Consider the following 25994-nt stretch of genomic DNA (forward strand, 5'->3'; position numbering starts at 1 on the left):
CACTCCCGTGGCAGTCAAGATCAAGCTGAAGCGTCTGGGCAAGATCCGTTCGCCTCACTACCGCATCGTCGTCGCCGACTCCCGCACCCGCCGTGACGGCCGTGCGATCGAGGAGATCGGCAAGTACCACCCGACCTACAACCCGTCGGTCATCGAGGTGGACGCCGACCGTGTGGCGTACTGGCTGGGTGTCGGCGCGCAGCCGACCGAGCCCGTCCTCGCCATTCTGAAGAAGACCGGCGACTGGCAGAAGTTCAGGGGCGAGCCCGCCCCGGCTCCGCTGCTGGTCGCCGAGCCGAAGAAGGCGCGCCCGTCGTTCGAGGCCCTTGGTGGCGACGACGAGGGCAAGGGTGAGGCGATCACCCAGAAGAAGAAGGCGGAGAAGAGGGACGAGGCCGCCGCCGAGTCCGAGTCGGCCGAGGCCTGAGCATGCTCGAGGAGGCTCTCGAGCACCTCGTGAAGGGCATCGTCGACAACCCTGACGATGTGCAGGTCGCATCCCGCAACCTGCGCCGTGGGCGCGTGCTCGAGGTCCGGGTCCACCCCGACGACCTCGGCAAGGTGATCGGCCGCAACGGCCGCACCGCACGCGCTCTGCGCACCGTCGTGGGCGCCATCGGCGGCCGCGGTGTCCGCGTCGACCTGGTCGACGTCGACCACGTCCGCTGACGCAACACGCTGACAACACAGCACCGGCTCGGGCCGGGGAGGGCCTCAACTGGGCCGTCCCCGGCCCGTAGTCGTACCTACTTGTCGTCCAGGAGATCAAGCACAGTGCAGCTGGTAGTCGCTCGCATCGGCCGTGCCCACGGCATCAAGGGCGAGGTCACCGTCGAGGTCCGCACCGACGAGCCGGAGCTCCGGCTCGCGCCGGGAGCGGTGCTGCTGACGGAGCCCGCCTCGACGGGGCCGCTCACCATCGAGACCGGCCGGGTCCACAGCGGCCGTCTCCTCCTGCGCTTCGAGGGCGTGAAGGACCGCAGCGCCGCCGAGGCGCTGCGCAACACCATCCTCATCGCCGAGGTGGATCCGGAGGTGCTCCCGGACGAGGAGGACGAGTACTACGACCACCAGCTGATGGACCTGGACGTGGTGACCAAGGACGGCGTGGAGGTGGGCCGGATCACCGAGATCTCGCACCTGCCCTCGCAGGACCTGTTCATCGTGGAGCGTCCCGACGGCACCGAGGTCCTCATCCCCTTCGTCGAGGAGATCGTGACGGAGATCGACCTGGAGGAGCAGCGGGCCGTCATCGACCCGCCGCCCGGGCTGATCGGGGACGACAGCGAATGAGGCTCGACGTCGTCACCATCTTCCCCGAGTACCTGGAACCCCTGAACGTCTCCCTCGTCGGCAAGGCACGCGCGCGTGGGCAGCTCGGGGTGCATGTGCACGACCTGCGCGCGTGGACGTACGACCGCCACAACACGGTCGACGACACCCCGTACGGCGGCGGCCCCGGCATGGTCATGAAGACCGAGCCCTGGGGCGACGCCCTGGACTCGGCCCTCGCCGACGGCTACGAGACCGGCTCGCACACGCCCGCGCTGATCGTCCCCACCCCCAGCGGCCGCCCCTTCACCCAGGAACTCGCCGTCGAGCTCTCCGAGCGCCCCTGGCTGATCTTCACGCCCGCGCGCTACGAGGGCATCGACCGCCGGGTCATCGACGAGTACGCGACCCGGATGCCGGTCTACGAGGTGTCCATCGGCGACTACGTCCTCGCCGGCGGCGAGGCGGCCGTACTGGTCATCACCGAAGCCGTGGCGCGACTGCTGCCCGGCGTCCTCGGCAACGCCGAGTCCCACCGCGACGACTCCTTCGCGCCGGGCGCCATGGCCAACCTCCTGGAGGGCCCCGTCTACACCAAGCCCCCTGAGTGGCGCGGCCGCGGGATCCCGGACGTGCTGCTCAGCGGCCACCACGGCAAGATCGCCCGCTGGCGCCGCGACGAGGCCCTCAGGCGTACGACGGCCAACCGGCCCGACCTCATCGAGCGCTGCGACCCCAAGGCCTTCGACAAGAAGGACCGCGAGATGCTCTCCATCCTGGGCTGGGCCCCGGACCCGGCGGGGGAGCCGTACGGCCGATTTTGGCGCAGGCACGAGGGCGTGGAAGAATAGCTCGCTGTTGTGCGTCGTCCGGCGTGCGCCCCTGCCACAGGGGGACACGACGCCCGCCCCGACACGGACAGCATCCTCTCGGAAACCTAGATACCGCCTATGACCTGTGGCATGGGTGAAGAAAGCAGACGAAATGTCTCACCTGCTCGACTCCGTCGACGCCGCGTCGCTGCGCAGCGACGTCCCGGCCTTCCGCCCGGGTGACACCGTCAACGTCCACGTGCGCGTCATCGAGGGCAACCGCTCCCGTGTGCAGCAGTTCAAGGGCGTTGTGATCCGCCGCCAGGGCGCCGGTGTCCGCGAGACCTTCACGGTCCGCAAGGTCTCCTTCTCCGTCGGCGTCGAGCGCACCTTCCCGGTGCACACCCCGATCGTCGAGAAGATCGAGCTCGTCACCCGCGGTGACGTGCGTCGCGCCAAGCTGTACTACCTGCGCGAGCTGCGCGGTAAGGCCGCGAAGATCAAGGAGAAGCGCGACAGCTGAGCTCGCGCGGGTGTCCATAGGGGCGCCGGATAGCATCTGGCCTCGATGGAGACCGAAGCACAGCAGACGGAGCGCGACCGCTCCTCCCGCCCTGATCCAGTGGCTGCGGAGGAACGGTCGCGTTTCGCGTTGGTGGCGAAGGTCACCGACTGGCTGCCGGGCGGGCGGATCACCCTGACCCTGCTGGTCTGCCTGGTCTTTTTGCTGCTCCTCAACGCATTCGTGGTCCAACCATTCCAGATTCCCAGCGGATCCATGGAAGACGGATTGAGGATCGGCGACCGCGTTCTCGTAAATAAGTTGGCGTACCGTTTCGGTGCCCAGCCGCGACGGGGAGATGTCGTTGTGTTCGACGGCACGGGCTACTTCGGGAACGCCGACTACATCAAGCGCGTCGTGGGTGTGGGGGGAGACCGCGTGGTCTGCTGTGACAAGGAGGGGAGGATCGAGGTGAACGGCCGGTCGGTCGACGAGTCGTCGTTCCTGTACCCCGGGGACACCCCGTCCTCGGTGCCCTTCAGCGTCGTCGTGCCCGACGGCACCCTCTTCGTCCTCGGCGACCACCGCAGCGTCTCCAGCGACTCCCGCGACCACCTGGGCTCGCCCGGCGGCGGCATGATCCCGCTCTCCGACGTGATCGGACGCGCCGACTGGATCGTCTGGCCCTCCGCCCACCTCACGCGCCTGCACCGGCCGAGCGCCTACGCGCGCGTGCCCGCCGCGGACGGTGCGCATGGGTAACCGCGGCAAGCCGCGCGGCGCGGCGCCCAGCAGCCCCTTCGGCACCGAGAACCTGCTGCCCACCGGATCGCGGCGCACCAGCGGCTCCGCGGGCGCCGCAGGCCCGTCCGGTGGCCGCTCGCGCGCGGAGCGGCGCAAGCTCCAGCGCAAGGTCAAGCGAAAGCGCAGGCGCAGCGCGGTCAAGGAGATACCGCTCCTGGTCGGTGTCGCCGTACTCATAGCCCTGGTCCTGAAGACGTTCCTCGTCCAGGCGTTCGTGATCCCGTCCGGTTCCATGGAGCAGACGATCCGGATCGGCGACCGCGTCCTGGTCGACAAGTTCACCCCGTGGTTCGGCTCGGAGCCCAAGCGCGGCGACGTCGTCGTCTTCAAGGACCCCGGCGGCTGGCTCGCGGACGAGCAGACCACGACGACCGGTAGCGACCCCATCGTCGTCAAGCAGGTCAAGGAGGCGCTGACCTTCATCGGTCTGCTGCCGTCCAACAACGAGAAGGACCTCATCAAGCGGGTCATCGGCGTCGGCGGCGACCGCGTCAAGTGCTGCGACGCACAGGGCCGGATGACCGTCAACGGCGTACCGCTGACCGAGGGCGACTACCTGTATCCCGGAAACGCCCCGTCCACACAGGAGTTCGACATCACCGTCCCGAAGGGCCGGCTGTGGGTGATGGGCGACCACCGGGCCAACTCCGCGGACTCCCGCGCCCATATGAACACCGCCTACGGCGGCACGGTCTCACTGGACTCCGTGGTGGGGCGGGCGAAGGTCATCGCCTGGCCCATGGGGCACTGGACCTCCTTGGAAGAACCTAAAACTTTCGCCTCCGTTTCCAACTCCGTGTCGGGGACGACCGCGTCCCCGCAGCTGTCGCATAGGGTTGCTCCCGACGATCTGAACACAGCCATCCAGCTCCCGACCCCTGCGGAACTCCCGCTCGTTATGGGAGTGGTGGGCCTGCGTCGCGTATGGGGCAGGCAGCGACACAGAGTAAGGAGTTGGCGTGGGGGATGTGGCGGTTGGCGCACGGTCCGGACACGACGGCGAGGAGCACCGCGGGCAGCCCGTGGAATCAGCCGTCCCGGCCGCGGACAGCGCCGTGACCTCCGGGAGTGACTCCTCGGCGGGCGACGACGGCATGCCGCGCGACGCGCAGACCAGGGCGGACGGCCAGGGGCCGGGCGACTCGGCGCCCAGGGCGAAGAAGCAGCGCTCCTTCTGGAAGGAGCTGCCCATCCTCATCGGCATCGCGCTCGTCCTCGCGCTGCTGATCAAGACCTTCCTGGTGCAGGCGTTCTCGATTCCGTCGGACTCGATGCAGAACACCCTCCAGCAGGGCGACCGCGTCCTGGTCGACAAGCTGACCCCGTGGTTCGGCTCCAAGCCCGAGCGCGGCGAGGTCGTCGTCTTCCACGACCCGGACAACTGGCTGGCGGGCGAGCCCACCGCCAACCCGAACGCGCTGCAGAAGGTCCTCAGCTGGATCGGCCTGATGCCGTCCGCAGAGGAGAAGGACCTCATCAAGCGCGTCATCGGCGTCGGCGGCGACACGGTCTCCTGCAAGGGCAGCGGCCCGCTGAAGGTCAACGGCAAGCCGCTGAACGACACGTCGTTCGTGTACGCGGGCAACACCCCGTGCAGCGTGGACGACCAGGGCGGCCAGTTCACGGTGAAGGTCCCCAAGGGCTACATCTGGGTCATGGGCGACCACCGGCAGAACTCCCGCGACTCCCGCTACAACCAGAGCGACAAGCACCACGGCATGGTCCCGGTCGACAAGGTCGTCGGACGCGCCATCGTCATCGCCTGGCCGATCAACCGCTGGGACACCCTGCCGATCCCGGACACCTTCGACCAGCCCGGCCTCGGCGACCAGTCCTCGGCGGCGGGTGCCCTGACGGCCGCTCCGAACGCGCTCGCCCTCACCGGTGTCGTGCCGGTCGCGCTGTGGCGCCGCAGGAGGATCGCACCGGCCGAGAGCCGCTGAGCGGGACCGCGCACCAAGCCTTGGTGAAAGCCTGGTGCAGCTGTGACCGCGTCGGCCGGTGAAGGGCTGACCGGCCCAGGTACCGCCGGGTAGGGTGCGGACCCATGGGTGGCGAGAGCACTACACGTACGGCCCCGCGCAGCGGCGGCAGGAGCACGGGCCCGGTGGGCAGCAAGGCCGGACAGCGACTGTCCGGTATCGCGGTCGCACTGGGCATCGTGCTGTTCCTCGGAGGGTTCGCCTGGGGAGCGGTGGTGTACCGGCCGTACACCGTGCCGACCACCTCGATGACGCCGACCATCGACGCCGGCGACCGGGTGCTGGCGCAGCGGGTCGACGGCAGCGAGGTACACCGCGGTGACGTGGTCGTCTTCACGGACAAGACGTGGGTGACCAACGCCCCCGTGGTCAAGCGTGTGGTGGCGGTCGGCGGCGACACGGTCTCCTGCTGCACCGACGGCAAGCTGACCGTCAACGGCAAGCAGATCGACGAGGGCTACCTCAAGGGCAGCGCGGTCGAGGACAAGAAGATCCCGACCGTGAAGGTCCCCCAGGGCCGCCTGTTCCTCCTCGGCGACGAGCGCCAGGGCTCGCTGGACTCCTCCGCCCACCTCAGCGACGCGGCCCAGGGCACGGTGGCCGAGTCCGCCGTGACGGCTCGCGTGGACGCCGTCGTCTGGCCGATGAAGGGCATGCTGGAGCGCCCCACGGGCTTCGAGACCCTGGGCGCCCTCTCGACGCCGGGCCCCCTCCGCATCATCGTCGCGCTGATCATCGTCGGCGCGGTCCTCGTCCTCGGTGGCGGGGCGTACGGCCCGATCGCCAAGCGCCTGGGCAACCGCCGCGCCCGCACCCGGACGGAGCCCGTGGGTGCCCGCTGAACCGGCGGACGGACCCGAGAACGGGCTGCGCAAGGTCGCCCGGGTCGTGCTGCTCGACCCCGACGACCGCATCCTGCTCCTGTACGGCCACGAGCCGGACGACCCGACGGACGACTGGTGGTTCACCCCGGGCGGCGGCGTCGAGGGCGACGAGACGCGTGAGGAGGCCGCAGTACGGGAACTCGCCGAGGAGACCGGTATCACCGAGTTCGAGCTCGGCCCCGTGCTGTGGCGCCGGCAGTGCTCCTTCCCGTTCGCCGGCCGACGCTGGGACCAGGACGAGTGGTACTACCTGGCCAGGACGGCGCAGACGTCCGATGCCCTGCCCGGGGCCAGAGGGCTGACGGAGCTGGAGCGGCGCAGCGTCGCCGGAGCACGCTGGTGGACGTGTGCGGAACTGACCCGGGCACATGAGACGGTGTATCCGACCAGACTCGCCGAGCTGCTCCGCAGGCTGCTCGACGAAGGTCCCCCTGCCGGACCCGTGACCCTCGACCCGGAAATCGTCTAGAGGCTCATGGGACTGGCGCACAATGGTGGGATCGCACGGCTGAAGGGGAACATGCCATGAGCGCCGAGGACCTCGAGAAGTACGAGACCGAGATGGAGCTGAAGCTCTACCGGGAGTACCGCGATGTCGTCGGTCTGTTCAAATACGTGATCGAGACCGAGCGGCGCTTCTACCTGACCAACGACTACGAGATGCAGGTGCACTCGGTCCAGGGCGAGGTGTTCTTCGAGGTCTCGATGGCGGACGCGTGGGTCTGGGACATGTACCGGCCGGCTCGGTTCGTGAAGCAGGTCCGGGTGCTCACGTTCAAGGACGTGAACATTGAGGAGCTGAACAAGAGCGATCTGGAGTTGCCGGGCAGCTGAGTGTCACCCGTGGGGGTGGCGGGGTTGTCCACAACCGCCGAGTAGTCCACCAAGATCAACTCGGTGGGGCGGGGTTGCGTGATCGTTGGCGCCGGAGGTGGTGCCGACATGAACGCACGCAGTGCACTCGGCAGGTACGGCGAGGAGCTGGCCGCGCGGCGGCTGGCCGAGGCCGGGATGACGGTCCTGGAGCGCAACTGGCGCTGTGGCAGGACCGGGGAGATCGACATCGTGGCGCGGGACGGGGACGTCCTGGTCGTCTGCGAGGTCAAGACGCGGCGCGCGGGGCCCTTCGAGCACCCGATGGCCGCGGTGACGCCGGAGAAGGCGGAGCGGTTGCGTGGGCTCGCCGCGCACTGGATCCACGCGCATGGAGGCGCACCACCGGGCGGTGTCCGCATCGACCTGGTGGGCGTCCTGCTGCCCCAGCGTGGGGCACCGGTCGTGGAACACGCGCGGGGGGTGGCCTGAGATGGGGTTCGCGCGTACGTGCTCGGTGGCGCTGGTGGGCGTCGAGGGCGTGGTGGTGGAGGTCCAGGCGGACCTGGAGCCCGGGGTGGCGGCGTTCACGCTGGTGGGGTTGCCGGACAAGAGCCTGAGCGAGAGCCGGGATCGGGTGCGGGCGGCTGTGGTGAATTCGGGGGCCACCTGGCCGTCGAAGAAGCTCACGGTCGGACTGAGCCCCGCGTCCGTGCCGAAGAGCGGCAGCGGCTTCGACCTCGCGGTGGCCGCGGCGGTCCTCGGGGCGGCGGAGCGGATCGACCCGCGCGTGCTCGCCGACATCGTGATGATCGGCGAACTGGGCCTGGACGGGCGGGTCCGGGCGGTACGAGGCGTCCTGCCGGCGGTGCTCGCCGCGGCGGACGCGGGTTATGAGCAGGTGGTTGTCCCCGAGTGCGCCGTACCCGAGGCGTCGCTGGTGCCAGGCGTCTCCGTGCTCGGAGTGCGTAGTCTGCGCCAGCTCATCGCGGTTCTCACTGACGAGCCGGTGCCGGACGAGGAACCCGTCCCGGGGGACATCCGCCCGGACCCGTTCCTCGCCGGCCTGGCGCTGCCCGGGACGGGACTCGGCACGGCTCCCGGGGCGCACACCCCGGATCTGAAGGAAGTGGCAGGTCAGCACCTGGCCCGGGCCGCCCTGGAAGTGGCTGCCGCCGGTCGGCACCACGTCTTTTTCAAGGGTCCGCCGGGCGCCGGAAAGACGATGCTGGCCGAGCGTCTGCCGGGGTTGCTGCCGGAACTCGGCCAGCAGGAGTCGCTGGAGGTCACGGCGGTCCATTCCGTGGCGGGGGTCCTGCCGCCCGGCCACCCGCTCGTCGACAAGCCGCCGTACTGCGCGCCACACCACTCGGCGACCATGGCCTCGCTGGTCGGGGGCGGGAACGGGTTCCCACGGCCGGGGGCGGTGTCCCTCTCGCACCACGGTGTGCTGTTCCTCGACGAGGCCGCGGAGTTCCACAGCAGCGTCCTGGACGCCCTGCGCCAGCCACTGGAGTCGGGGCACGTCGTGGTCGCCCGGGCCGCCGGCATACTGCGGATGCCCGCCAAGTTCCTCATGGTCCTGGCGGCCAACCCCTGTCCCTGCGGCCGGCACGGCCGGGGCGACGACATCTGTGAGTGCCGGCCGTCCTCGATCAAGCGGTACCGGGCTCGGCTGTCCGGCCCCCTCATGGACCGGGTGGACCTCCGTGTGACGGTCGAACCGGTGGCCAGGGCGGAACTGCTCCAGCTCCACAGTGGAGCGGAGACGACCGCCATGGTCGCCGAACGCGTCAAGATCGCGCGGGAACGAGCGGCCAGGCGCTACGAGGGCACACCCTGGCGGACCAACAGTGAGGTACCCGGCCATGAGCTGCGCACCCGCTGGCACGTGCAGCCTGGTGCCCTGCGCAAGGCCGAGGAGGACCTGGACCGGGGCCTGCTGACCGCGCGCGGCCTCGACCGTGTGCTCCGGGTCGCGTGGACCCTGGCCGACCTGGGCGGCCGTGACCGGCCTTCGGCGAACGATGTGAACTGGGCCTTGGAACTGCGCACGGGCGTCCGGCGCGGTGCCGTCCTCGAGGGGATCGGCACGTGACCGACGACGAACGGCTCGCCCGGGTTTTTCTCGGGCGGGTCCTGGAGCCGGGCGACGAGGTCGGCGGCCGATGGGTGCGGGAGCTCGGGGCCGTGGAAGTCGCGCGGTGTCTCAAGGCCGGCGGCCCGCAGCTCGTCGGGGTCACCGACAAGCGGTGGGGTGGGTTGCTGGCCCGGGCGTCCGAGGATCGCGCGGAGGCGGATCTCGCCGTGGCCCGGGACGCCGGGATGCGGTTCGTCGTGCCGGGGGATTCGGAGTGGCCGGGGCAGCTCGACGATCTGGGTGATGGGCGGCCGCTCGGGGTGTGGGTGCGCGGAATGCCCAGCCTGCGGATGTGGGCGCTCAGGTCCGTCGCCGTCGTGGGCGCCCGCGCCTGCACCGAGTACGGCGCCCACATGGCCGCCACACTGGGAGCAGGGCTCGCGGAGCGCGGCTGGGTCGTCGTCTCCGGCGGAGCCTACGGCGTCGACGGCGCCGCCCACCGCGGCGCGCTCGGCGCCGGCGGGGCCACCGTCGCCGTGCTGGCCTGCGGAGTCGACCGGCCCTACCCGCGCGGCCACACCGAGTTGATCACCAGGATCGCGCAACAGGGACTGGTCATCGGCGAGTTGCCGCCCGGAGATCATCCGACGCCCAGCCGGTTCATCGTCCGCAACCGCGTCATCGCCGCCCTCACCAGAGGCACCGTGGTCGTCGAGGCCGCCCACCGCAGCGGCTCCCTCGTCACCGCCCGCGCCGCACAACGGCTCGGACGCCACACGATAGGGGTACCCGGCCCGGCCACCAGCAGCCTCTCCGCAGGCGTGCACGAACTCCTGCGCGGCGACGCCGTCCTCGTCAGCGACGCCGCCGAGGTCGTCGAACTGGTCGGTGACATCGGGGAACTGGCCCCGCAGCGGCGCGGCCCCGTCCTGCCGACGGACCTGCTGGAGCCCGACGCCCGGCGGGTGCTGGCCGCGCTGCCCGGACGTGGCGCGGCCACGGCCGACGCGGTGGCCCGCGGCGCGCAGACCACGCGGGACGACGCGATCGCGAGACTGTACGAGCTCCGATCACTTGGTTACGTCGAACGACACGGCGACGGCTGGAAGTTGACACGCCAGACGATGATCTCCGTCCGCGGGGGCCGGGGCCGATGCTGACCGAGCGTGTTCGGCCGTCCGGGGGAAGCCTGACACCTGTGGAAATACCCGCAGTTGGCGCCCCCGGGCGGTCACGCACAGCGACGGCCGTGACTCGGTGGAGCGCCCTGAGGAACGTATCTGCGTACGCGTCCCGCTCCTCCCTTCGCGCACCGCGACGCTCCAGTCACGCTACGCTCACGTGGATTCCGGCACAGCCACCCACATCTCCCCCTTCACGCACTTCACGGCAGAACGGCACAAGGCGACGAATGCCCCAGCACACCTCCGGCTCCGACCGGGCGGCGATCCCCCCAGCCGCCCGCGACGGTGGCAGCGTGCGGCCGCCCGCTCCCTCGACGCTCGACGAGCTGTGGCGGTCGTACAAGGCGACGGGGGACGAGCGGCTGCGGGAGCAGCTGATCCTGCACTACTCGCCGCTGGTGAAGTACGTAGCGGGGCGCGTGAGCGTCGGGTTGCCGCCCAATGTGGAGCAGGCCGACTTCGTCTCGTCCGGGGTGTTCGGGCTGATCGACGCGATCGAGAAGTTCGACGTCGACCGGGAGATCAAGTTCGAGACATACGCGATCACCCGGATCCGCGGCGCGATGATCGACGAGCTGCGGGCCCTCGACTGGATCCCGCGTTCGGTGCGGCAGAAGGCGCGGAACGTCGAGCGGGCCTACGCGACCCTGGAAGCGCGGCTGCGGCGCACGCCGTCGGAGCAGGAGGTGGCCGCCGAGATGAGCATCCCGGTGGACGAACTGCACGCCGTGTTCAGCCAGTTGTCGCTGGCCAACGTGGTGGCGCTGGAGGAGCTGCTGCACGTCGGGGGCGAGGGCGGGGACCGGCTCAGCCTCATGGACACGCTGGAGGACACCGCCGCGGACAACCCCGTGGAGGTGGCCGAGGACCGGGAGCTCAGACGCTTCCTGGCGCGGGCGATCAACACCCTGCCCGAGCGGGAGAAGACCGTGGTCACGCTGTACTACTACGAGGGGCTCACGCTCGCCGAGATCGGGAACGTGCTCGGTGTCACCGAGAGCCGGGTGAGCCAGATCCACACCAAGTCGGTGCTGCAGCTGCGGGCGAAGCTGGCGAGTTTCGGACGCTGAGCGGAGCCGGAGTGGGGGTGAGTCCCTCCCGTCGGCGCCGGTGCGTCCGTAAAGTGGTTGACGTGCCAAGGATTCGAGCGGCCTCCGTGGCCGAGCACCGGTCGATGCAGCGAGCCGCCCTGCTGGACGCGGCTCGGTCGTTGCTGTCCGAGGGCGGGACGGAGGCGCTGACCTTCCCGGCGCTCGCCGAGCGCACGGGGCTCGCGCGCTCGTCCGTGTACGAGTACTTCCGGTCACGGGCGGCCGTGGTCGAGGAGCTGTGCGAGGTCGACTTCCCCGTCTGGGCCGCCGAGGTCGAGGCCGCCATGGAGCGGGCGGACACGGCCGAGGGCAAGGTCGAGGCGTATGTGCGCCGGCAGCTCGCGCTGGTGGGGGACCGCCGGCACCGGGCCGTCGTGGCGATCTCCGCGAGCGAGCTGGACGCGGGGGCCCGGGAGAAGATCCGGGCCGCGCACGGCGGGCTCGTCGCGATGATCGTCGAGGCGCTGGGCGAGATGGGGCACGCGGAGCCCCGGCTGGCCGCGATGCTGCTGCAGGGCGTTGTGGACGCGGCCGTACGGCGCATCGAACTGGGCGCGGCGGAGGACCCGACCGCGATCACCGAGGCGGCCGTGACCATGGCACTGCGGGGAGTCCGGGGCTAGGCGCTTCGCTGGAAGTGCCGCGATTGGCCGTCGATCGTCCGCGGGACCGTCGTGGCTGGTCGCGCCCCGTGGCGGAGCCGCACATTGATGCAGCCCCGCGCCCCTTGGGCGCTGCCGAACTGCAGCCCGCTTCGAGAGGGCGCTCACGGCAGCGGTACCCCCAGCACCGGCAGCAGTCTCGACGGACCCCTGTTCAGCAGCCACGGCGGGAGCAGGGACAGGGGGTCCACGTACGTCTCGCCTCTCAGCAGACCCCAGTGCACGCACGTGACCGTGCAGTGGGAGCCCGTCGCCTCCACCGTGCCCACCACCTCGCCCGGACCGACCTCGTCGCCCTTCTTCACGGAGGCCGACACCGGCTCGTACGTCGTCCGCAGGTCCGTGCCCGTCAGTTCCACGGAGACCACACCCCGGCCCGCCACCCGGCCCGCGAAGTAGACCCGGCCGGCCGTCACCGCCCGTACCGGGGTTCCGGCCGGGGCCGCCAGGTCGACGCCCCGGTGGCCGCGGCCGTAGACCGTCGCCGGGGGTTCCCAGCCTCGTAACACCGATGGGTGAGTGCCGACGGGCCAGAAGGCGGCGACGGCGGGGACCGGTGGACCCGGTGCCGTCGGTGGGGGCGGCGGAGGTGCCGGTGGGCCGTCCGCCCAGGCCGCCCGGGCCCCGGGGGCAAGGACGGCCAGGACGGTCAGCACCGTCAGTGTCAGCCCCAGCAGCAGGGTCCACCCCGGCCGCACACACCGCTTCTCTCGCATCACTCGCATGCGAGAACCGTCCCGTATCCGCGCCGATCATGGCCGGTACCTGTGGACCGCTGCCGGGTTGTGGACAACGGCGTCACCCGGTACCTCGCGGGTCCCGTACACTTCTTCTGGCGATCCGGGTCACCGGGTCGACTTCGCACGCCCCGACACGGCGGCCGGCAACGGTCCCCTGTCAGCGCCCCTCGGTCCTTCGCGGCACGGCGCACGCGGGCGTCAGGCGCGAGTGCCCACCGGCACCCGCGGTACAACCGAGAAAATCAAGGAGAACGGCCATGGCCGTCGTCACGATGCGGGAGCTGCTGGAGAGCGGCGTCCACTTCGGTCACCAGACCCGTCGTTGGAACCCGAAGATGAAGCGCTTCATCTTCACCGAGCGCAACGGCATCTACATCATCGACCTGCTCCAGTCGCTGTCGTACATCGACCGCGCCTACGAGTTCGTCAAGGAGACCGTCGCCCACGGCGGCACGGTCATGTTCGTCGGCACGAAGAAGCAGGCGCAGGAGGCCATCGCCGAGCAGGCCACCCGCGTCGGCATGCCCTACGTCAACCAGCGCTGGCTGGGCGGCATGCTCACCAACTTCTCGACCGTCTACAAGCGTCTGCAGCGCCTCAAGGAGCTGGAGCAGATCGACTTCGAGGACGTCGCGGCCTCGGGTCTGACCAAGAAGGAGCTTCTCGTGCTCTCGCGCGAGAAGGCCAAGCTGGAGAAGACCCTCGGCGGTATCCGCGAGATGCAGAAGGTGCCCAGCGCCGTCTGGATCGTGGACACCAAGAAGGAGCACATCGCGGTCGGCGAGGCCCGCAAGCTCAACATCCCGGTCGTCGCCATCCTCGACACCAACTGCGACCCCGACGAGGTCGACTACAAGATCCCGGGCAACGACGACGCGATCCGCTCCGTCACCCTGCTCACCCGCGTGATCGCCGACGCCGTCGCCGAGGGCCTCATCAGCCGCTCGCGCGTCGCCACCGGTGACAAGGGCGAGAAGGCCGCGGGCGAGCCGCTCGCCGAGTGGGAGCGCGACCTGCTCGAGGGCGAGAAGAAGGCCGACGAGGCTGCTCCCGCCGCCGAGGCCGCTCCGGCTGCCGAGGCCGCTCCGGCCGCCGAGGAGACCCCGGCTGCCGAGGCCCCCGCCGAGGCTGCTGAGGCTCCCGCCGCCGAGGCTCCGGCCGCGGACGCCGAGCAGGCCTGATCAGTCAGCGTTGACGGCGGGGGCGGCGACATCCGGTTCGCCCCCGCCGTTCACCCATAGGTTCGCGTTCCACATCCACATGTGGTTCGTGGACCGGGTAGATCTTCCGACTTCGAGAAAGACTTAACGACTCATGGCGAACTACACCGCCGCCGACGTCAAGAAGCTTCGTGAGCTCACCGGCGCCGGCATGATGGACTGCAAGAAGGCGCTGGACGAGGCCGAGGGCAACGTCGACAAGGCCGTCGAAGCGCTCCGTATCAAGGGCCAGAAGGGCGTCGCCAAGCGCGAGGGCCGCTCCGCCGAGAACGGCGCCGTGGTCTCCCTCATCGCCGACGACAACACCTCCGGTGTCCTGGTCGAGCTGAAGTGCGAGACGGACTTCGTCGCCAAGGGCGAGAAGTTCCAGGCCGTCGCCAACCAGATCGCGCAGCACGTCGCCGCGACCTCCCCGGCCGACATCGAGGCCCTGCTCGCCTCCGAGATCGAGGCCGGCAAGACCGTCCAGGCGTTCGTGGACGAGGCCAACGCCAACCTCGGCGAGAAGATCGTCCTGGACCGCTTCGCGCAGTTCGCCGACGGCTTCGTCTTCGCGTACATGCACCGCACCATGCCCGACCTGCCGCCGCAGATCGGTGTCCTGGTCGAGCTGGACAAGGCCGACGCGGACCTCGCCAAGGGCGTCGCCCAGCACATCGCCGCCTTCGCGCCGAAGTACCTCTCCAAGGAGGACGTGCCGGCCGAGGTCGTCGAGTCCGAGCGCCGCGTCGCCGAGGAGACCACCCGCGCCGAGGGCAAGCCCGAGGCCGCCCTGCCGAAGATCGTCGAGGGTCGCCTCAACGGCTTCTTCAAGGACGCCACGCTGCTCGGTCAGCCGTACGCGCTCGACAACAAGAAGTCGGTCCAGAAGGTCCTGGACGAGGCCGGTGTCACCCTGAAGCGCTTCACGCGCATCAAGGTCGGCATCTGAGTCCGTACCGCGATCGGCGCCCGGGCCCGATAGGGTCGGGGGCAGTCGTCCGGTACGCCGTCACGCACGCGCGTGACGGACGACAGCAGATCTGACGAGGAGGCCATTGCCGAGCATGGGATGCGAACGACACCCCACCGGCAGTGGCCTTCTTCGTATGTGCAACAGGTGAAAGAGGCGGGATCCCCATGACCACCAAGCCCCAGAAGAGCGACGACGGCAAAGTGCGCGGCCGGTATCTGCTGAAGCTGTCCGGTGAGGCCTTCTCCGGTGGCGGGGGCCTGGGCGTGGACCCCGACGTGGTGCACAAGATCGCCCGCGAGATCGCCGCCGTCGTCCGCGACGGCGCCCAGGTCGCGGTCGTCATCGGCGGCGGCAACTTCTTCCGCGGCGCCGAGCTCCAGCAGCGCGGCATGGACCGGGCCCGCTCGGACTACATGGGCATGCTCGGCACCGTGATGAACTGCCTCGCCCTCCAGGACTTCCTGGAGAAGGAGGGCATCGACAGCCGGGTGCAGACCGCCATCACCATGGGCCAGGTCGCCGAGCCGTACATCCCGCTGCGCGCCGTGCGCCACCTGGAGAAGGGCCGCGTGGTCATCTTCGGCGCCGGTATGGGCATGCCGTACTTCTCCACCGACACCACCGCCGCCCAGCGCGCCCTGGAGATCGACGCCGAGGCGCTGCTCATGGGCAAGAACGGCGTGGACGGGGTCTACGACTCCGACCCCAAGCGCAACCCGGACGCCGTCAAGTTCGACTCGCTCGGCTACGGCGAGGTCATCACCCGCGACCTCAAGGTCGCCGACGCCACCGCCATCACGCTGTGCCGTGACAACAAGCTGCCGATCCTCGTCTTCGAGCTTCTGGTCGAGGGCAATATCGCCCGCGCCGTCAAGGGTGAGAAGATCGGCACGCTTGTGGGTGACCAGGACAGCCGGGACTGACAGGCAACACCTACGGACCCTGACCGGGGGATGGACAATGTCCCGCAGGTCGGGAACCGTGCAGGAAGAAGACGCGACGCAGCCGGCCGCCGCCCCCACGCATACGGAACAGCAGCCGGGCCTACTCAAGACACGCAGGAGCAAGTGGTGATCGAAGAGACCCTCCTCGAGGCCGAGGAGAAGATGGAGAAGGCCGTCGTGGTCGCCAAGGAGGACTTCGCCGCGATCCGCACCGGCCGTGCGCACCCGGCGATGTTCAACAAGATCGTGGCCGACTACTACGGCGCGCCGACGCCGATCAACCAGCTGGCTTCGTTCTCCGTGCCGGAGCCGCGCATGGCCGTCGTGACCCCGTTCGACAAGTCGGCCCTGCGCAACATCGAGCAGGCCATTCGCGACTCCGACCTCGGCGTCAACCCGAGCAACGACGGCAACATCATCCGTGTGGTGTTCCCCGAGCTGACCGAGGAGCGCCGCCGCGACTACATCAAGGTCGCCAAGGGCAAGGCCGAGGACGCGCGCGTGTCCATCCGCTCGGTGCGCCGCAAGGCCAAGGACGCGATCGACAAGCTCATCAAGGACGGCGAGGTCGGCGAGGACGAGGGCCGCCGCGCCGAGAAGGAGCTCGACGACTCCACCCACAAGTACGTGGCCCAGGTGGACGAACTCCTCAAGCACAAGGAAGCGGAGCTGCTCGAGGTCTGATGAACGACTCTTCCTGGGGAGCGCCGCCACAGACCGGGTACTGGGGGCCGACCGACCAGGGGCCTGTCCAGGGGGCTGCCCCGGCGGGTCCCGCGTACGATGCGCCCGAGGCGCAGCAGACTCGCCCCATGCCCATCGTGCCCGAGGTACCCGCGTACGGCGGTGACCAGGATGACGACCGGGGGGCCGCTCGGCTGAGCGGCCCCTTGTTCCGCGACGAATCGCCGCAGGCGCAGCCTTACGACATGCAGCAGGCACCGCCGTACCCGCCGGTGCAGCAGAATCCGGAGCCCATGCCCGACGCCCCACAGCCGGCGCCCCCGCCGCAGAAGAAGAGCGCGGGGCGCGACCTGGGCGCGGCCATAGGGGTCGGCGTCGGACTCGGTGCGGTCATCCTCGCGTCGCTGTTCGTCGTCAAGGCCGCGTTCGTCGGTGTGGTGGCGGTCGCGGTCGTCGTCGGCCTGTGGGAGCTGACCAGTCGGCTGCAGGAGCGCAAGGGCATCAAGGCGCCCCTGGTGCCGCTGGCACTCGGCGGCGCGGCGATGGTCGTCGCCGGGTACGTGCGGGGCGCCGAGGGCGCGTGGGTCGCCATGGCGCTCACGGCGCTCGCCGTCCTCGTATGGCGGATGACGGAACCGCCCGAGGGCTACCTCAAGGACGTCACGGCGGGCGTCTTCGCGGCTTTCTACGTGCCGTTCCTGGCGACCTTCGTCGCGATGATGCTGACCGCCGAGGACGGCCCTTGGCGCGTCCTGACCTTCCTGCTCCTCACGGTGGTCAGCGACACGGGCGCGTACGCCGTCGGCTGGCGCTTCGGCAGCCACAAGCTCGCGCCGCGCATCAGCCCCGGCAAGACCCGCGAGGGCCTGGTCGGCGCGGTGACGTTCGCGATGGTGGCGGGCGCGCTGTGCATGCAGTTCCTGATCGACGACGGCACCTGGTGGCAGGGCCTCCTCCTGGGCCTGGCGGTCGCGGCCAGCGCCACACTGGGCGACCTGGGCGAGTCGATGATCAAGCGAGACCTGGGCATCAAGGACATGGGCACGCTGCTCCCGGGTCATGGCGGAATCATGGACCGCCTGGACTCCCTTCTGCCTACGGCGCCTGTGGTGTGGCTGCTGCTGGTGTTGTTCGTGGGGTCTGGCTGACAGCGGGCGCCGCTGCATGCTGCGGTGGTGGCGGACTGATATACGCAGGTCGGCCACCGTAGCGGGCCATGGCGCCACGCCGCGGTAGCGGCAAATGGACACAGCATGGACCGCCTGGACTCCCTTCTGCCGACGGCGCCCGTGGTGTGGCTGCTGCTCGTGCTCTTCGTCGGCAGCGGCTGACGTGCCGTCGTACGGATCAGGGCATTGACTTGACCAGAGGCACGCAAATTGTGTGTCAGTGCCCTGCTCCGACTGCGTAAAAGATCCTTTCCGGACGGGTGTTCCCCGGACATGCTGGCGATGGCCAGGCAGTCGACAGGGGAGCGCGATGAGCGGGCAATTCGGGGTGGACCCGGCCACGCTGACGGACCTCGCGGGCAAGTTCGACCGGGAGGCGACGGGACTCTCCGCGCCGATCGAGGGCTTCGCGGCGGGTGCGTCCGAGATCGGGCAGGCGTTCGGCCTGCTCGGTGTCTGCGACGGCGCGGCACAGAAGTACGGGCAGCTGCTGAGCAACACCGTCAAGGCGCTCGGCCACCTCCCCACCGTCCTGAACAGCCACGGCGACCGCCTGCGCGCCAACGCGGCCAACTACACGGACTCCGACCAGACCGCCGTCGACTACCTGAACGCCGCCGTCCGGCGCCGGGGAGGCCCGGCATGAGCGTCAACGGCTGGATCGACGGCAAGGTCCTGGACATCCTTGAGGCCTGCGGTGTGGAACTCCCCGGCGGCGACGGCCCCACCCTCCGCTCCGTCGCCCACAGCTGGGACACCATGGGCAAGGAGCTGACCGACCTCGTACACGCCGTGGACGTCGCGATCGCGGGCGTCGACAAGCAGGGCTGGCACGGCGAGGCACGGGACGCGTTCGAGAGGCACTGGCAGGAGCAGCGCAAGGTCGTCCTTCAGGTCGCCGACAACTTCCACCACGTCGCCGACGGCCTGCGCGACTACGCCACGCAGATCGACGGCATCAACGAGGAGATCATCGACATCTGCGTCGAGATCGCCGAGATGGAGATCGCCGGCGCCGCGCTGTCCTTCTTCACCGGCTTCCTCTCCGACCTCGTCGCCAACACCGCCGTGGCCGAGCGCGTGGCGAAGATCGTCGACCTGGTCCGGCTGTTCGAGTCGGCCGCCGAGAAGGTGTCCGCCCTCCTGGAGGAGTTCGCGGGCCTGAGCGCGGAGACCGCCGCCACCCTGGAGAAGGTCCTCACGACCGTCGCCCGCATCACGGCGGACTTCACCAAGACGGGCCTGGAGAGCTTCACCACCAACTTCGTCGCCGACTCCGGCAGCCTCATGGTGAACCAGGCCGTCCACGGCCAGCCGGTCACCGTCGGCGCCGACCTCACCGCGGGCAGCCGGGCCGCGGCGGGCACGGCGGCGTTCACCGCGGTCGCCGGCACGGCGGGCGCGCGCCTGACCGGCACGGCCGGCGACATCCTCCGTGGCGACGGCCTTCTCGGTACGACGGTCAACGGCGCCGCCGGCAACGTCGCGGGCGGCCTCACCGCCGACGTCATCGCCGGCCAGGACCCGTCGACCATCGGCCAGGACGCCCTCACCAACGCCGCCACCGGCGCCTTCGGCAACGCCCAGAACCACGGCGTCAACCACGCCCTGGAGGAACACGGCAGCCTCGGCGGCGAGAACCTCAGCGAACAGGGGAAGCTGGCGGACGCCTCCTTCAAGAACACCGTCGGCACGACCCTCAACACCGGGGTCTACGCGGCCGGTTCCGGCATCGAGGCGGACGTACAGGATCTGATGAAGCACGAGAACGACGAGTGAACCTCCTCAGCACCGGCTACCTCGCCGCCGTATGGACCCCGAACCCGAACCACCCTTACACCTGGGCCAAGTTCTTCGGGTTCCTGGCCGTGATCATCGGCTGCTTGATCGCCTTCGCCGGGGTGTACGCCGCCCGCAGCACCTGGCGCGGCCTCGACCCGTCGCGCCGGCGCACGCAACTGCGTCCGCTCGCGATCACGGCGGGCGTCTTCCTGGCGATCGGCCTCGCGGTGGTGGCGTTCGGCGTCTGGCTGTTCTGACCGGTCAGGTGCAGACGTTCTTCAGCTCGTCCGCGGCCTTGTCGATCTTGCTGGAGTCCGGCTTCTCCCCGTCCAGTACGGCCTTGTTGTAGTCGGAGATGGCCTGGTTGAGGTCGTCGACGGCCTTCTCGACCTTGCTGTCGCCCGAGTCGCCGTTCTTGTCCTTGATCTTGTCGAGGTTCTTCTCGATGGTGTCGATGGACTCGTCGGTCTGCGTGGGGTCCTTCGCCGCGTCCCACCCGGCCTCGTGGATGGCCTTCAGGCTGTCGGCGATGTCGTCGTAGTTCCGTACGCAGTCGAGCGAGTTGTCCACGTCGTCGGGGTCGCAGCCGGTGACGAGTCCGGCGGTCAGCGCGACGGCTGCCACGGTGGTGGCGAGAGTGGCGATACGACGTCGGCGACGGCGGTTGGCGGCCATGGAACGGTCCCCTCCTGGAGGCGCTGGCGGCACGGTGTGTCTGCGTGCCCGTGTGCCGTCTACGATCCCGGCGAGGGGGCTGCGCCCACGAGGGAACCTTCACCCGGATCGATGGTGTAGCCCGCTACACCACAAGGAGGGCGGGGGACGTGGACAGCGAGGACGACCTGCGGGAATGGCTCGCGGGCCAGGGCATCCCGTACGACACCTGGGGCCGCGACGGCACGAAGTCGGTCCGGCGCCTGTGGGAGGAGATCGCCGCCGGCGAGACCTGGCTGTCGCCGGACCCGCCGCTGCGGGAGGTCGCGGTGGTGAGCGTGACGATCGAGACGGCGGGAAGACGCCTGACGGAGGTACGCCAGCTCATGGCGGACGGGGCGGTACGCGACCGGAACTCCCCGCCCACGGAGAAGATGCTCCCCGGCGAGACCCCGGTCGCCGCGGCCCTCCGCTGCCTCGCCGAGGAACTCCGGGTGGACCCGCAGGACGTCACGGTCGCGGACAGCCCGCCGTCCCTGTCCGTCGAGCAGTCGGACTCACCGTCGTACCCCGGCCTCCCGTCCCGCTACCACCTGTACACGGTCACCGCGACCGTCCACGGCCTCCCCCGCACCCCCTTCACTACGGAGGAGGCCCCCGGCCACGGTGACGCGGCGGTGCGCACGCACCACTGGGAATGGCGGTAGGAGAGGTCACCCGTGTCGATCTGCGACACTGGTACAGCCATGCCAAAGCCCGGAGAACTTACTTTCGTCGCCCCCCGCGGAGCCCAGAAGCCGCCGCGGCATCTTGCCGATCTCACGCCTGCCGAGCGCAAGGACGTCGTCGCCGGGATCGGGGAGAAGCCGTTTCGTGCCAAGCAGCTGTCGCAGCACTACTTCGCGCGGTACGCGCACGACCCCGCGGAGTGGACCGACATCCCGGCCGCGGCCCGGCCCAAGCTGCAGGAGGCGCTGCTTCCCGAGCTGATGACCGTCGTGCGGCATCTGGCGACCGACCAGGGGACCACGCGGAAGACCCTGTGGCGGCTGTTCGACGGGACGCTCGTCGAGTCCGTGCTGATGCGGTACCCGGACCGGGTGACCATGTGCATCAGCTCGCAGGCGGGCTGTGGCATGAACTGCCCCTTCTGTGCCACCGGGCAGGCGGGGCTGGACCGGAATCTGTCCACCGCCGAGATCGTCCATCAGATTGTCGACGGAATGCGGGCGCTCCGGGACGGGGAAGTGCCCGGCGGGCCCGCGCGGCTCTCCAACATCGTCTTCATGGGGATGGGCGAGCCCCTCGCCAACTACAAGCGGGTCGTCGGGGCCGTCCGCGCGCTGACCGACCCAGCCCCTGACGGCCTCGGCCTCTCGCAGCGCGGGATCACCGTCTCGACCGTCGGACTCGTCCCCGCCATCCACCGCTTCGCCGACGAGGGCTTCAAGTGCCGGCTCGCCATCTCGCTGCACGCCCCCGACGACGAGCTGCGTGACACCCTCGTCCCCGTGAACACCAGGTGGAAGGTCCGCGAGGTCCTCGACGCCGGGTTCGAGTACGTGGAGAAGAGCGGGCGGCGGCTGAGTATCGAGTACGCGCTCATTCGCGACATCAACGACCAGGCCTGGCGCGGTGACCGGCTCGGGCGGCTGCTCAAGGGCAAGCCCGTGCACGTCAATCTCATTCCGCTGAACCCGACGCCCGGCTCGAAGTGGACCGCCTCCCGGCCCGAGGACGAGAAGGCGTTCGTCGAGGCCATCGCCGCGCACGGCGTTCCGGTGACCATCCGGGACACCCGCGGTCAGGAGATCGACGGGGCGTGTGGACAGCTCGCCGCCACCGAGCGGTAGTCTGACGTTCGTACGTACATCTTCATATCTGGCATTCGTATCCGACAGGGGAGCGCCACAGCGCTGAGAGTGCGGCAATCGGGCCGCAGACCCTCTGAACCTCGCCCAGGTCATTCTGGGTAGGAAGTTCGGTCATCACCGTGAACACCAAGAAGTACTGGGCTGCCGTCGTGGGCCTCGGCCTGGTCACGCTGTCCGCGTGCGGGTCCTCGTCCGGCGACGAGGGCTCCTCCTCCAAGACCGTCACGCTGGTCAGCCACGACTCCTGGGCCGTCTCCAAGAGCGTCCTCGCGGACTTCGAGAAGCAGTCCGGCTACAAGGTCCGGGTCCTCAAGGACGGCGACGCCGGACAGGCCGTCAACAAGGCCATCCTCACCAAGGACAACCCGCAGGGCGACGTCTTCTTCGGCGTCGACAACACCCTGCTCTCCCGGGCACTCGACAACGGGCTCTTCCAGTCGTACGAGGCGAAGGGCGCGGGCGAGATCAAGTCCGAGTTCCGCGTCGACCAGGACAAGCACCGGGTCACGCCCATCGACTCCGGCGACATCTGCGTCAACTACGACAAGGCGTACTTCAGCGCGCACAAGCTGACCCCGCCCCAGTCGTTCGACGATCTCGTCAAGCCCGAGTACAAGAACCTCCTCGTCACCGAGAACGCCTCCACCTCCTCGCCCGGCCTCGGCTTCCTGCTCGGCACCGCCGCGAAGTACGGGGACGACGGCTGGCAGGACTACTGGAAGAAGCTCAAGGCCAACGGCGTGAAGGTCGTCGACGGCTGGGAGCAGGCCTACAACGAGGAGTTCTCCGGGTCCGCCGGCGGCAAGAAGGCCAAGGCCGACCGGCCGCTCGTCGTCTCCTACGCCTCCTCCCCGCCCGCCGAGGTCATCTACGGCGACCCGAAACCGAAGACCGCGCCGACCGGGGTGTCGTACGGGACCTGCTTCCGGCAGATCGAGTACGCGGGACTGCTCAGCAACGCCCAGAACACCAAGGGCGGCAAGGCCTTCATCGACTTCCTGGTCGGCAAGGAGTTCCAGGAGGACATGCCGCTGAACATGTTCGTCTACCCGGTGCGGGAGGGCGCGACGGTCCCGGCGGAGTTCGAGAAGTACGGCAAGCCGGCCACCGACCCCGAGACGATGGCGCCCGACAAGATCGCCGACAACCGTGACCAGTGGGTCAAGTCGTGGACGTCACTCGTACTGAAGTAGCACGACCGCCGAAGGCGAACGGCGGGAGCGCGGCACGGCTCGGGCTCATGGCCCTGCCCGTCGCGTTCTTCGCCGTCTTCTTCGCCTGGCCCGTCGCGGCCATCGTGGCGCGCGGGCTGAAGGTCGACGGGGCCTGGCAGTTCGGGCGGATCCTCGATGTCGTCGCCCAGGACGACATCCGGCACGTGCTCTGGTTCACCACCTGGCAGGCGCTCGCCTCCACCGCGCTCACGCTGCTGATCGCGCTCCCCGGCGCATACGTCTTCGCGCGCTTCGACTTCCCGGGCAAGCAGGTGCTGCGGGCCGTCGTCACCGTCCCGTTCGTGCTGCCGACCGTCGTCGTCGGTACGGCGTTCCTGGCGCTCCTCGGGCGCGGGGGACTGCTCGACGAGCTGTGGGGCGTACGGCTGGACACCACCGTCTGGGCCATCCTGCTGGCGCACGTCTTCTTCAACTACGCGGTCGTCGTACGGACCGTCGGCGGCCTGTGGGCCCAGCTCGACCCGCGGCAGGAGGAAGCCGCGCGGATGCTGGGAGCCTCGCCCCTGAAGGCCTGGCGCAAGGTCACGCTCCCGGCCCTCGCGCCCGCCGTGGCCGCCGCCGCGCTCATGGTCTTCCTCTTCACCTTCACCTCCTTCGGCGTGGTCCAGATCCTCGGCGGGCCGACCTTCTCCACGCTCGAAGTCGAGATCTACCGGCAGACCTCCGAGATCTTCGACCTCTCCACGGCCGCCGTCCTCACCATCGTCCAGTTCGCGGCGGTGGGCGCGATCCTCGCCGTGCACGCGTGGACGGTACGGCGGCGGGAGACCGCCCTGCGCCTGGTGGACGCGGGCACGACGGCCCGACGGCCGCGCGGGACCGGGCAGTGGGCGCTGCTCGCCGGAGTCCTGGCCACCGTCGCCGTACTGCTCCTGCTGCCGCTCGCCGTGCTCGTCCAACGCTCCCTGGACGCCCCCGACTTCGGCTACTACCGCGCGCTGACCCACGAGGACGGCGGCACCTTCCTCGTCCCGCCGATCCAGGCGATCGGCAACTCGCTCCAGTACGCCCTCGCCGCCACCGCCATCGCCGTGCTGATCGGCGCTCTCGCCGCCGCGGCCCTCGCGCGCCGGGACGCCGGGCGGCTGGTGCGTGGCTTCGACGCGCTGCTGATGCTGCCGCTGGGCGTCTCCGCGGTGACCGTCGGCTTCGGGTTCCTGATCGCCCTCGACGAGCCGCCGCTGGACCTGAGGTCCTCCTGGATCCTGGTGCCGCTCGCGCAGGCGCTGGTGGGCGTCCCCTTCGTCGTACGGACCATGCTGCCCGTGCTGCGGGCCGTGGACGGACGGCTGAGGGAGGCCGCGGCCGTCCTCGGGGCCTCGCCGTGGCGGGTGTGGCGGGAGGTCGATCTGCCGATGGTGCGGCGGGCGCTGCTGGTCGCGGCGGGGTTCGCGTTCGCGGTGTCGCTGGGGGAGTTCGGGGCGACCGTGTTCATCGCGCGGCCCGACAACCCGACGCTGCCGGTCGCCGTGGCCCGGCTGCTCGGCCGGCCCGGTGACCTCAACTACGGCCAGGCGATGGCCCTTTCGACGATTCTGATGGTGGTGTGCGCGGTGGCGCTGCTGGTCCTTGAGCGGCTCCGTACCGACCGGACCGGGGAGTTCTAGATGCTGCTGAGCCTTGAGGACGCCACCGTCCGCTTCGGCGGGCGGGCCGTGCTCGACGCCGTCGGCCTCGATGTCGCCGAGCACGAGGTGGTGTGCGTGCTCGGGCCGAGCGGCAGCGGCAAGTCGACGCTGCTGCGGGCGGTGGCGGGGCTCCAACCCCTGTCCGCGGGGCGGGTGTTGCTCGACGGCGGGGACCAGGCCGGGGTGCCCGCGCACAAGCGCGAGGTGGGCCTGATGTTCCAGGACCATCAGCTGTTCCCGCAGCGGGACGTGGGCGGCAACGTCGCCTTCGGGCTGCGGATGCACGGCGCGTCCAGGCCCCAACAGGACGAGCGGGTACGGGAGTTGCTGGACCTCGTCGGCCTTCCGGGTGCCGCCCGCCGGGCCGTCGCCTCGCTCTCCGGCGGCGAGCAGCAGCGGGTGGCGCTCGCCCGCGCCCTCGCACCCCGCCCCCGGCTGCTGATGCTCGACGAACCGCTCGGCCAGCTCGACCGTTCGCTGCGGGAGCGGCTCGTGGTCGAACTCCGGGAGCTGTTCGGTCAGTTGGGCACGACCGTCCTCGCCGTCACACACGACCAGGGCGAGGCCTTCGCGCTCGCCGACCGGGTCGTGGTGATGCGGGACGGGCGAATCGCCCAGTCGGGCACGCCACTTGAGGTGTGGCAGCGCCCGGCGGACGAGTTCGTCGCCCGCTTCCTCGGCTTCGACAACGTCGTGGCGGGCACGGTGACCGGAGAGGCCGCCGACACCCCCTGGGGCAAGGTCCCGGTCCCCGAGTACGCCCCCCAGGGCCCCCGCACCATCCTCGTCCGCCCCGCCGGCGTACGGCTCGTCCCCGCCGACGAGGGCCTGCGCTGCACGGTCGCCGCACGCACCTTCAAGGGCACCCATGTCGCCGTACACCTGCAGCCGGAGGACGCGCCGAGGCTGGAAGCGGCCTGTGCGCTGCGGGAGGCGCCGGGGGTCGGGGACGCGGTCGGGGTGGAGTTCGACGCCGCCGAAATCGTGGTGCTCGAACCGGAGGTCCGTCCCTAGGCTGAGGGG

31 protein-coding genes, 1 pseudogene and 1 riboswitch are annotated in these 25994 nt (G+C 70.1%); of the genes and pseudogenes, 30 read left to right on the forward strand and 2 right to left on the reverse strand.

Annotated elements, in window-relative coordinates; all coding sequences use genetic code 11:
- The first annotated feature begins 7 nt into the window (after positions 1-7).
- The 16 genes from rpsP (at position 8) to ABZ848_RS33800 (ending at position 12047) form a co-directional block, all read left to right on the forward strand.
- Complete coding sequence (gene rpsP / locus ABZ848_RS33725) at positions 8-427, forward strand: 30S ribosomal protein S16 (protein ID WP_360838059.1); 420 nt, start codon at positions 8-10, stop codon at positions 425-427.
- A gap of 2 nt (positions 428-429) precedes the next feature.
- Positions 430-669: an RNA-binding protein gene (locus ABZ848_RS33730; RefSeq protein WP_003973401.1), complete on the forward strand. Its 240-nt coding sequence runs from the start codon at positions 430-432 to the stop codon at positions 667-669.
- Positions 670-774: 105 nt separating this feature from the next.
- Positions 775-1293 carry a ribosome maturation factor RimM gene (rimM, locus tag ABZ848_RS33735; protein ID WP_360838061.1) on the forward strand — a complete coding sequence of 173 codons (519 nt, stop codon included), beginning with the start codon at positions 775-777 and terminating at the stop codon, positions 1291-1293.
- Positions 1290-2123, forward strand: a complete 834-nt coding sequence (gene trmD, locus ABZ848_RS33740; RefSeq protein WP_360838063.1) for a tRNA (guanosine(37)-N1)-methyltransferase TrmD — start codon at positions 1290-1292, stop codon at positions 2121-2123. Before rimM ends, trmD begins: the two co-directional genes overlap by 4 nt.
- 133 nt (positions 2124-2256) lie before the next feature.
- Entirely contained in the window at positions 2257-2607 is a 351-nt protein-coding gene (gene rplS / locus ABZ848_RS33745; protein ID WP_003973398.1) for a 50S ribosomal protein L19, read from the forward strand.
- 45 nt (positions 2608-2652) lie between these two features.
- A complete protein-coding gene (lepB, locus tag ABZ848_RS33750) occupies positions 2653-3348 on the forward strand; it encodes a signal peptidase I (RefSeq protein ID WP_360838066.1) in 696 nt (231 codons plus the stop codon).
- A complete protein-coding gene (gene lepB / locus ABZ848_RS33755) occupies positions 3341-4462 on the forward strand; it encodes a signal peptidase I (RefSeq protein ID WP_360838068.1) in 1122 nt (373 codons plus the stop codon). Before lepB (ABZ848_RS33750) ends, lepB (ABZ848_RS33755) begins: the two co-directional genes overlap by 8 nt.
- A complete protein-coding gene (lepB, locus tag ABZ848_RS33760; protein WP_360838070.1) occupies positions 4350-5333 on the forward strand; it encodes a signal peptidase I in 984 nt (327 codons plus the stop codon). The genes lepB (ABZ848_RS33755) and lepB (ABZ848_RS33760) overlap by 113 nt, the downstream gene beginning before the upstream one ends.
- Positions 5334-5437: 104 nt before the next feature.
- Complete coding sequence (gene lepB / locus ABZ848_RS33765; RefSeq protein WP_360838072.1) at positions 5438-6214, forward strand: signal peptidase I; 777 nt, start codon at positions 5438-5440, stop codon at positions 6212-6214.
- Positions 6204-6725 carry an NUDIX hydrolase gene (locus ABZ848_RS33770; protein ID WP_360838073.1) on the forward strand — a complete coding sequence of 174 codons (522 nt, stop codon included), beginning with the start codon at positions 6204-6206 and terminating at the stop codon, positions 6723-6725. The genes lepB (ABZ848_RS33765) and ABZ848_RS33770 overlap by 11 nt, the downstream gene beginning before the upstream one ends.
- A gap of 56 nt (positions 6726-6781) precedes the next feature.
- On the forward strand, positions 6782-7090 hold the full coding sequence (locus tag ABZ848_RS33775; RefSeq protein ID WP_005311352.1) for a DUF2469 domain-containing protein: 309 nt from the start codon (positions 6782-6784) through the stop codon (positions 7088-7090).
- Positions 7091-7198: 108 nt separating this feature from the next.
- Positions 7199-7561: a YraN family protein gene (locus ABZ848_RS33780; protein ID WP_360838075.1), complete on the forward strand. Its 363-nt coding sequence runs from the start codon at positions 7199-7201 to the stop codon at positions 7559-7561.
- A gap of 1 nt (position 7562) precedes the next feature.
- A complete protein-coding gene (locus tag ABZ848_RS33785; protein ID WP_360838077.1) occupies positions 7563-9167 on the forward strand; it encodes a YifB family Mg chelatase-like AAA ATPase in 1605 nt (534 codons plus the stop codon).
- A complete protein-coding gene (gene dprA / locus ABZ848_RS33790) occupies positions 9164-10309 on the forward strand; it encodes a DNA-processing protein DprA (RefSeq protein WP_360838078.1) in 1146 nt (381 codons plus the stop codon). The genes ABZ848_RS33785 and dprA overlap by 4 nt, the downstream gene beginning before the upstream one ends.
- 251 nt (positions 10310-10560) lie before the next feature.
- On the forward strand, positions 10561-11403 hold the full coding sequence (gene whiG, locus ABZ848_RS33795; RefSeq protein ID WP_242775634.1) for an RNA polymerase sigma factor WhiG: 843 nt from the start codon (positions 10561-10563) through the stop codon (positions 11401-11403).
- Between the two features lie 86 nt (positions 11404-11489).
- Complete coding sequence (locus ABZ848_RS33800) at positions 11490-12047, forward strand: helix-turn-helix domain-containing protein (RefSeq protein ID WP_360838218.1); 558 nt, start codon at positions 11490-11492, stop codon at positions 12045-12047.
- A gap of 143 nt (positions 12048-12190) precedes the next feature.
- On the opposite strand, the gene ABZ848_RS33805 is transcribed toward ABZ848_RS33800, so the two are convergent.
- On the reverse strand, positions 12191-12811 hold the full coding sequence (locus tag ABZ848_RS33805; protein ID WP_360838081.1) for a M23 family metallopeptidase: 621 nt from the start codon (positions 12809-12811) through the stop codon (positions 12191-12193).
- 272 nt (positions 12812-13083) lie between these two features.
- Between ABZ848_RS33805 and rpsB the strand changes: the two genes are divergently transcribed.
- From rpsB to ABZ848_RS33850, 9 genes and pseudogenes are all read left to right on the forward strand, one after another.
- Positions 13084-14007, forward strand: a complete 924-nt coding sequence (gene rpsB, locus ABZ848_RS33810; protein WP_360838082.1) for a 30S ribosomal protein S2 — start codon at positions 13084-13086, stop codon at positions 14005-14007.
- A 133-nt stretch (positions 14008-14140) separates the two neighbouring features.
- Positions 14141-14977 carry a translation elongation factor Ts gene (gene tsf / locus ABZ848_RS33815; RefSeq protein ID WP_109495712.1) on the forward strand — a complete coding sequence of 279 codons (837 nt, stop codon included), beginning with the start codon at positions 14141-14143 and terminating at the stop codon, positions 14975-14977.
- Between the two features lie 188 nt (positions 14978-15165).
- The gene (gene pyrH / locus ABZ848_RS33820) at positions 15166-15924 is read left to right on the forward strand and encodes a UMP kinase (RefSeq protein WP_360838084.1); all 759 of its coding nucleotides are present in this window, start codon (positions 15166-15168) and stop codon (positions 15922-15924) included.
- Positions 15925-16071: 147 nt separating this feature from the next.
- On the forward strand, positions 16072-16629 hold the full coding sequence (frr, locus tag ABZ848_RS33825) for a ribosome recycling factor (protein WP_186286237.1): 558 nt from the start codon (positions 16072-16074) through the stop codon (positions 16627-16629).
- The gene (locus ABZ848_RS33830) at positions 16629-17777 is read left to right on the forward strand and encodes a phosphatidate cytidylyltransferase (protein WP_360838087.1); all 1149 of its coding nucleotides are present in this window, start codon (positions 16629-16631) and stop codon (positions 17775-17777) included. The genes frr and ABZ848_RS33830 overlap by 1 nt, the downstream gene beginning before the upstream one ends.
- Positions 17778-17870: 93 nt before the next feature.
- Positions 17871-17960: pseudogene (locus ABZ848_RS33835) on the forward strand (phosphatidate cytidylyltransferase); the annotation flags it as partial.
- Between the two features lie 148 nt (positions 17961-18108).
- On the forward strand, positions 18109-18444 hold the full coding sequence (locus tag ABZ848_RS33840; protein ID WP_360838088.1) for a type VII secretion target: 336 nt from the start codon (positions 18109-18111) through the stop codon (positions 18442-18444).
- The gene (locus tag ABZ848_RS33845; RefSeq protein WP_360838089.1) at positions 18441-19577 is read left to right on the forward strand and encodes a WXG100 family type VII secretion target; all 1137 of its coding nucleotides are present in this window, start codon (positions 18441-18443) and stop codon (positions 19575-19577) included. Before ABZ848_RS33840 ends, ABZ848_RS33845 begins: the two co-directional genes overlap by 4 nt.
- Positions 19574-19837, forward strand: a complete 264-nt coding sequence (locus tag ABZ848_RS33850) for a hypothetical protein (RefSeq protein ID WP_360838091.1) — start codon at positions 19574-19576, stop codon at positions 19835-19837. Before ABZ848_RS33845 ends, ABZ848_RS33850 begins: the two co-directional genes overlap by 4 nt.
- Positions 19838-19841: 4 nt before the next feature.
- On the opposite strand, the gene ABZ848_RS33855 is transcribed toward ABZ848_RS33850, so the two are convergent.
- Entirely contained in the window at positions 19842-20255 is a 414-nt protein-coding gene (locus ABZ848_RS33855) for a hypothetical protein (RefSeq protein WP_360838092.1), read from the reverse strand.
- 149 nt (positions 20256-20404) lie between these two features.
- Here ABZ848_RS33855 and ABZ848_RS33860 point away from each other — a divergent pair, with 149 nt between their 5' ends.
- The 5 genes from ABZ848_RS33860 (at position 20405) to ABZ848_RS33880 (ending at position 25985) form a co-directional block, all read left to right on the forward strand.
- On the forward strand, positions 20405-20941 hold the full coding sequence (locus ABZ848_RS33860; RefSeq protein WP_360838093.1) for an NUDIX hydrolase: 537 nt from the start codon (positions 20405-20407) through the stop codon (positions 20939-20941).
- Between the two features lie 39 nt (positions 20942-20980).
- The gene (gene rlmN / locus ABZ848_RS33865) at positions 20981-22087 is read left to right on the forward strand and encodes a 23S rRNA (adenine(2503)-C(2))-methyltransferase RlmN (protein WP_360838094.1); all 1107 of its coding nucleotides are present in this window, start codon (positions 20981-20983) and stop codon (positions 22085-22087) included.
- 36 nt (positions 22088-22123) lie between these two features.
- Positions 22124-22231, forward strand: a riboswitch (TPP riboswitch).
- Complete coding sequence (locus ABZ848_RS33870) at positions 22228-23301, forward strand: thiamine ABC transporter substrate-binding protein (protein WP_360838096.1); 1074 nt, start codon at positions 22228-22230, stop codon at positions 23299-23301. Its footprint overlaps the riboswitch before it by 4 nt.
- A 47-nt stretch (positions 23302-23348) precedes the next feature.
- Entirely contained in the window at positions 23349-24950 is a 1602-nt protein-coding gene (locus tag ABZ848_RS33875) for an iron ABC transporter permease (RefSeq protein WP_360838098.1), read from the forward strand.
- Positions 24951-25985 (forward strand): ABC transporter ATP-binding protein, encoded by a 1035-nt coding sequence (locus ABZ848_RS33880; RefSeq protein WP_360838100.1) that lies wholly within the window; start codon positions 24951-24953, stop codon positions 25983-25985.
- Positions 25986-25994: the final 9 nt, after the last annotated feature.

This window comes from Streptomyces sp. NPDC047081 (assembly GCF_040643775.1).
Classification (GTDB): Bacteria; Actinomycetota; Actinomycetes; order Streptomycetales; family Streptomycetaceae; genus Streptomyces.

Excerpts from the sequence above, each read along its gene's own strand:
- ABZ848_RS33730 (WP_003973401.1), top strand. The coding sequence starts at position 430 with ATGCTCGAGGAGGCTCTCGAGCACCTCGTGAAGGGCATCGTCGACAAC.
- trmD (WP_360838063.1), top strand. The coding sequence starts at position 1,290 with ATGAGGCTCGACGTCGTCACCATCTTCCCCGAGTACCTGGAACCCCTG.
- rplS (WP_003973398.1), top strand. The coding sequence starts at position 2,257 with ATGTCTCACCTGCTCGACTCCGTCGACGCCGCGTCGCTGCGCAGCGAC.
- lepB (WP_360838066.1), top strand. The coding sequence starts at position 2,653 with ATGGAGACCGAAGCACAGCAGACGGAGCGCGACCGCTCCTCCCGCCCT.
- lepB (WP_360838068.1), top strand. The coding sequence starts at position 3,341 with ATGGGTAACCGCGGCAAGCCGCGCGGCGCGGCGCCCAGCAGCCCCTTC.
- lepB (WP_360838072.1), top strand. The coding sequence starts at position 5,438 with ATGGGTGGCGAGAGCACTACACGTACGGCCCCGCGCAGCGGCGGCAGG.
- ABZ848_RS33775 (WP_005311352.1), top strand. The coding sequence starts at position 6,782 with ATGAGCGCCGAGGACCTCGAGAAGTACGAGACCGAGATGGAGCTGAAG.
- ABZ848_RS33780 (WP_360838075.1), top strand. The coding sequence starts at position 7,199 with ATGAACGCACGCAGTGCACTCGGCAGGTACGGCGAGGAGCTGGCCGCG.
- ABZ848_RS33785 (WP_360838077.1), top strand. The coding sequence starts at position 7,563 with ATGGGGTTCGCGCGTACGTGCTCGGTGGCGCTGGTGGGCGTCGAGGGC.
- whiG (WP_242775634.1), top strand. The coding sequence starts at position 10,561 with ATGCCCCAGCACACCTCCGGCTCCGACCGGGCGGCGATCCCCCCAGCC.
- ABZ848_RS33805 (WP_360838081.1), bottom strand. The coding sequence starts at position 12,811 with ATGCGAGTGATGCGAGAGAAGCGGTGTGTGCGGCCGGGGTGGACCCTG.
- rpsB (WP_360838082.1), top strand. The coding sequence starts at position 13,084 with ATGGCCGTCGTCACGATGCGGGAGCTGCTGGAGAGCGGCGTCCACTTC.
- tsf (WP_109495712.1), top strand. The coding sequence starts at position 14,141 with ATGGCGAACTACACCGCCGCCGACGTCAAGAAGCTTCGTGAGCTCACC.
- pyrH (WP_360838084.1), top strand. The coding sequence starts at position 15,166 with ATGACCACCAAGCCCCAGAAGAGCGACGACGGCAAAGTGCGCGGCCGG.
- ABZ848_RS33830 (WP_360838087.1), top strand. The coding sequence starts at position 16,629 with ATGAACGACTCTTCCTGGGGAGCGCCGCCACAGACCGGGTACTGGGGG.
- ABZ848_RS33840 (WP_360838088.1), top strand. The coding sequence starts at position 18,109 with ATGAGCGGGCAATTCGGGGTGGACCCGGCCACGCTGACGGACCTCGCG.
- ABZ848_RS33845 (WP_360838089.1), top strand. The coding sequence starts at position 18,441 with ATGAGCGTCAACGGCTGGATCGACGGCAAGGTCCTGGACATCCTTGAG.
- ABZ848_RS33855 (WP_360838092.1), bottom strand. The coding sequence starts at position 20,255 with ATGGCCGCCAACCGCCGTCGCCGACGTCGTATCGCCACTCTCGCCACC.
- rlmN (WP_360838094.1), top strand. The coding sequence starts at position 20,981 with ATGCCAAAGCCCGGAGAACTTACTTTCGTCGCCCCCCGCGGAGCCCAG.
- ABZ848_RS33875 (WP_360838098.1), top strand. The coding sequence starts at position 23,349 with ATGGCCCTGCCCGTCGCGTTCTTCGCCGTCTTCTTCGCCTGGCCCGTC.
- ABZ848_RS33880 (WP_360838100.1), top strand. The coding sequence starts at position 24,951 with ATGCTGCTGAGCCTTGAGGACGCCACCGTCCGCTTCGGCGGGCGGGCC.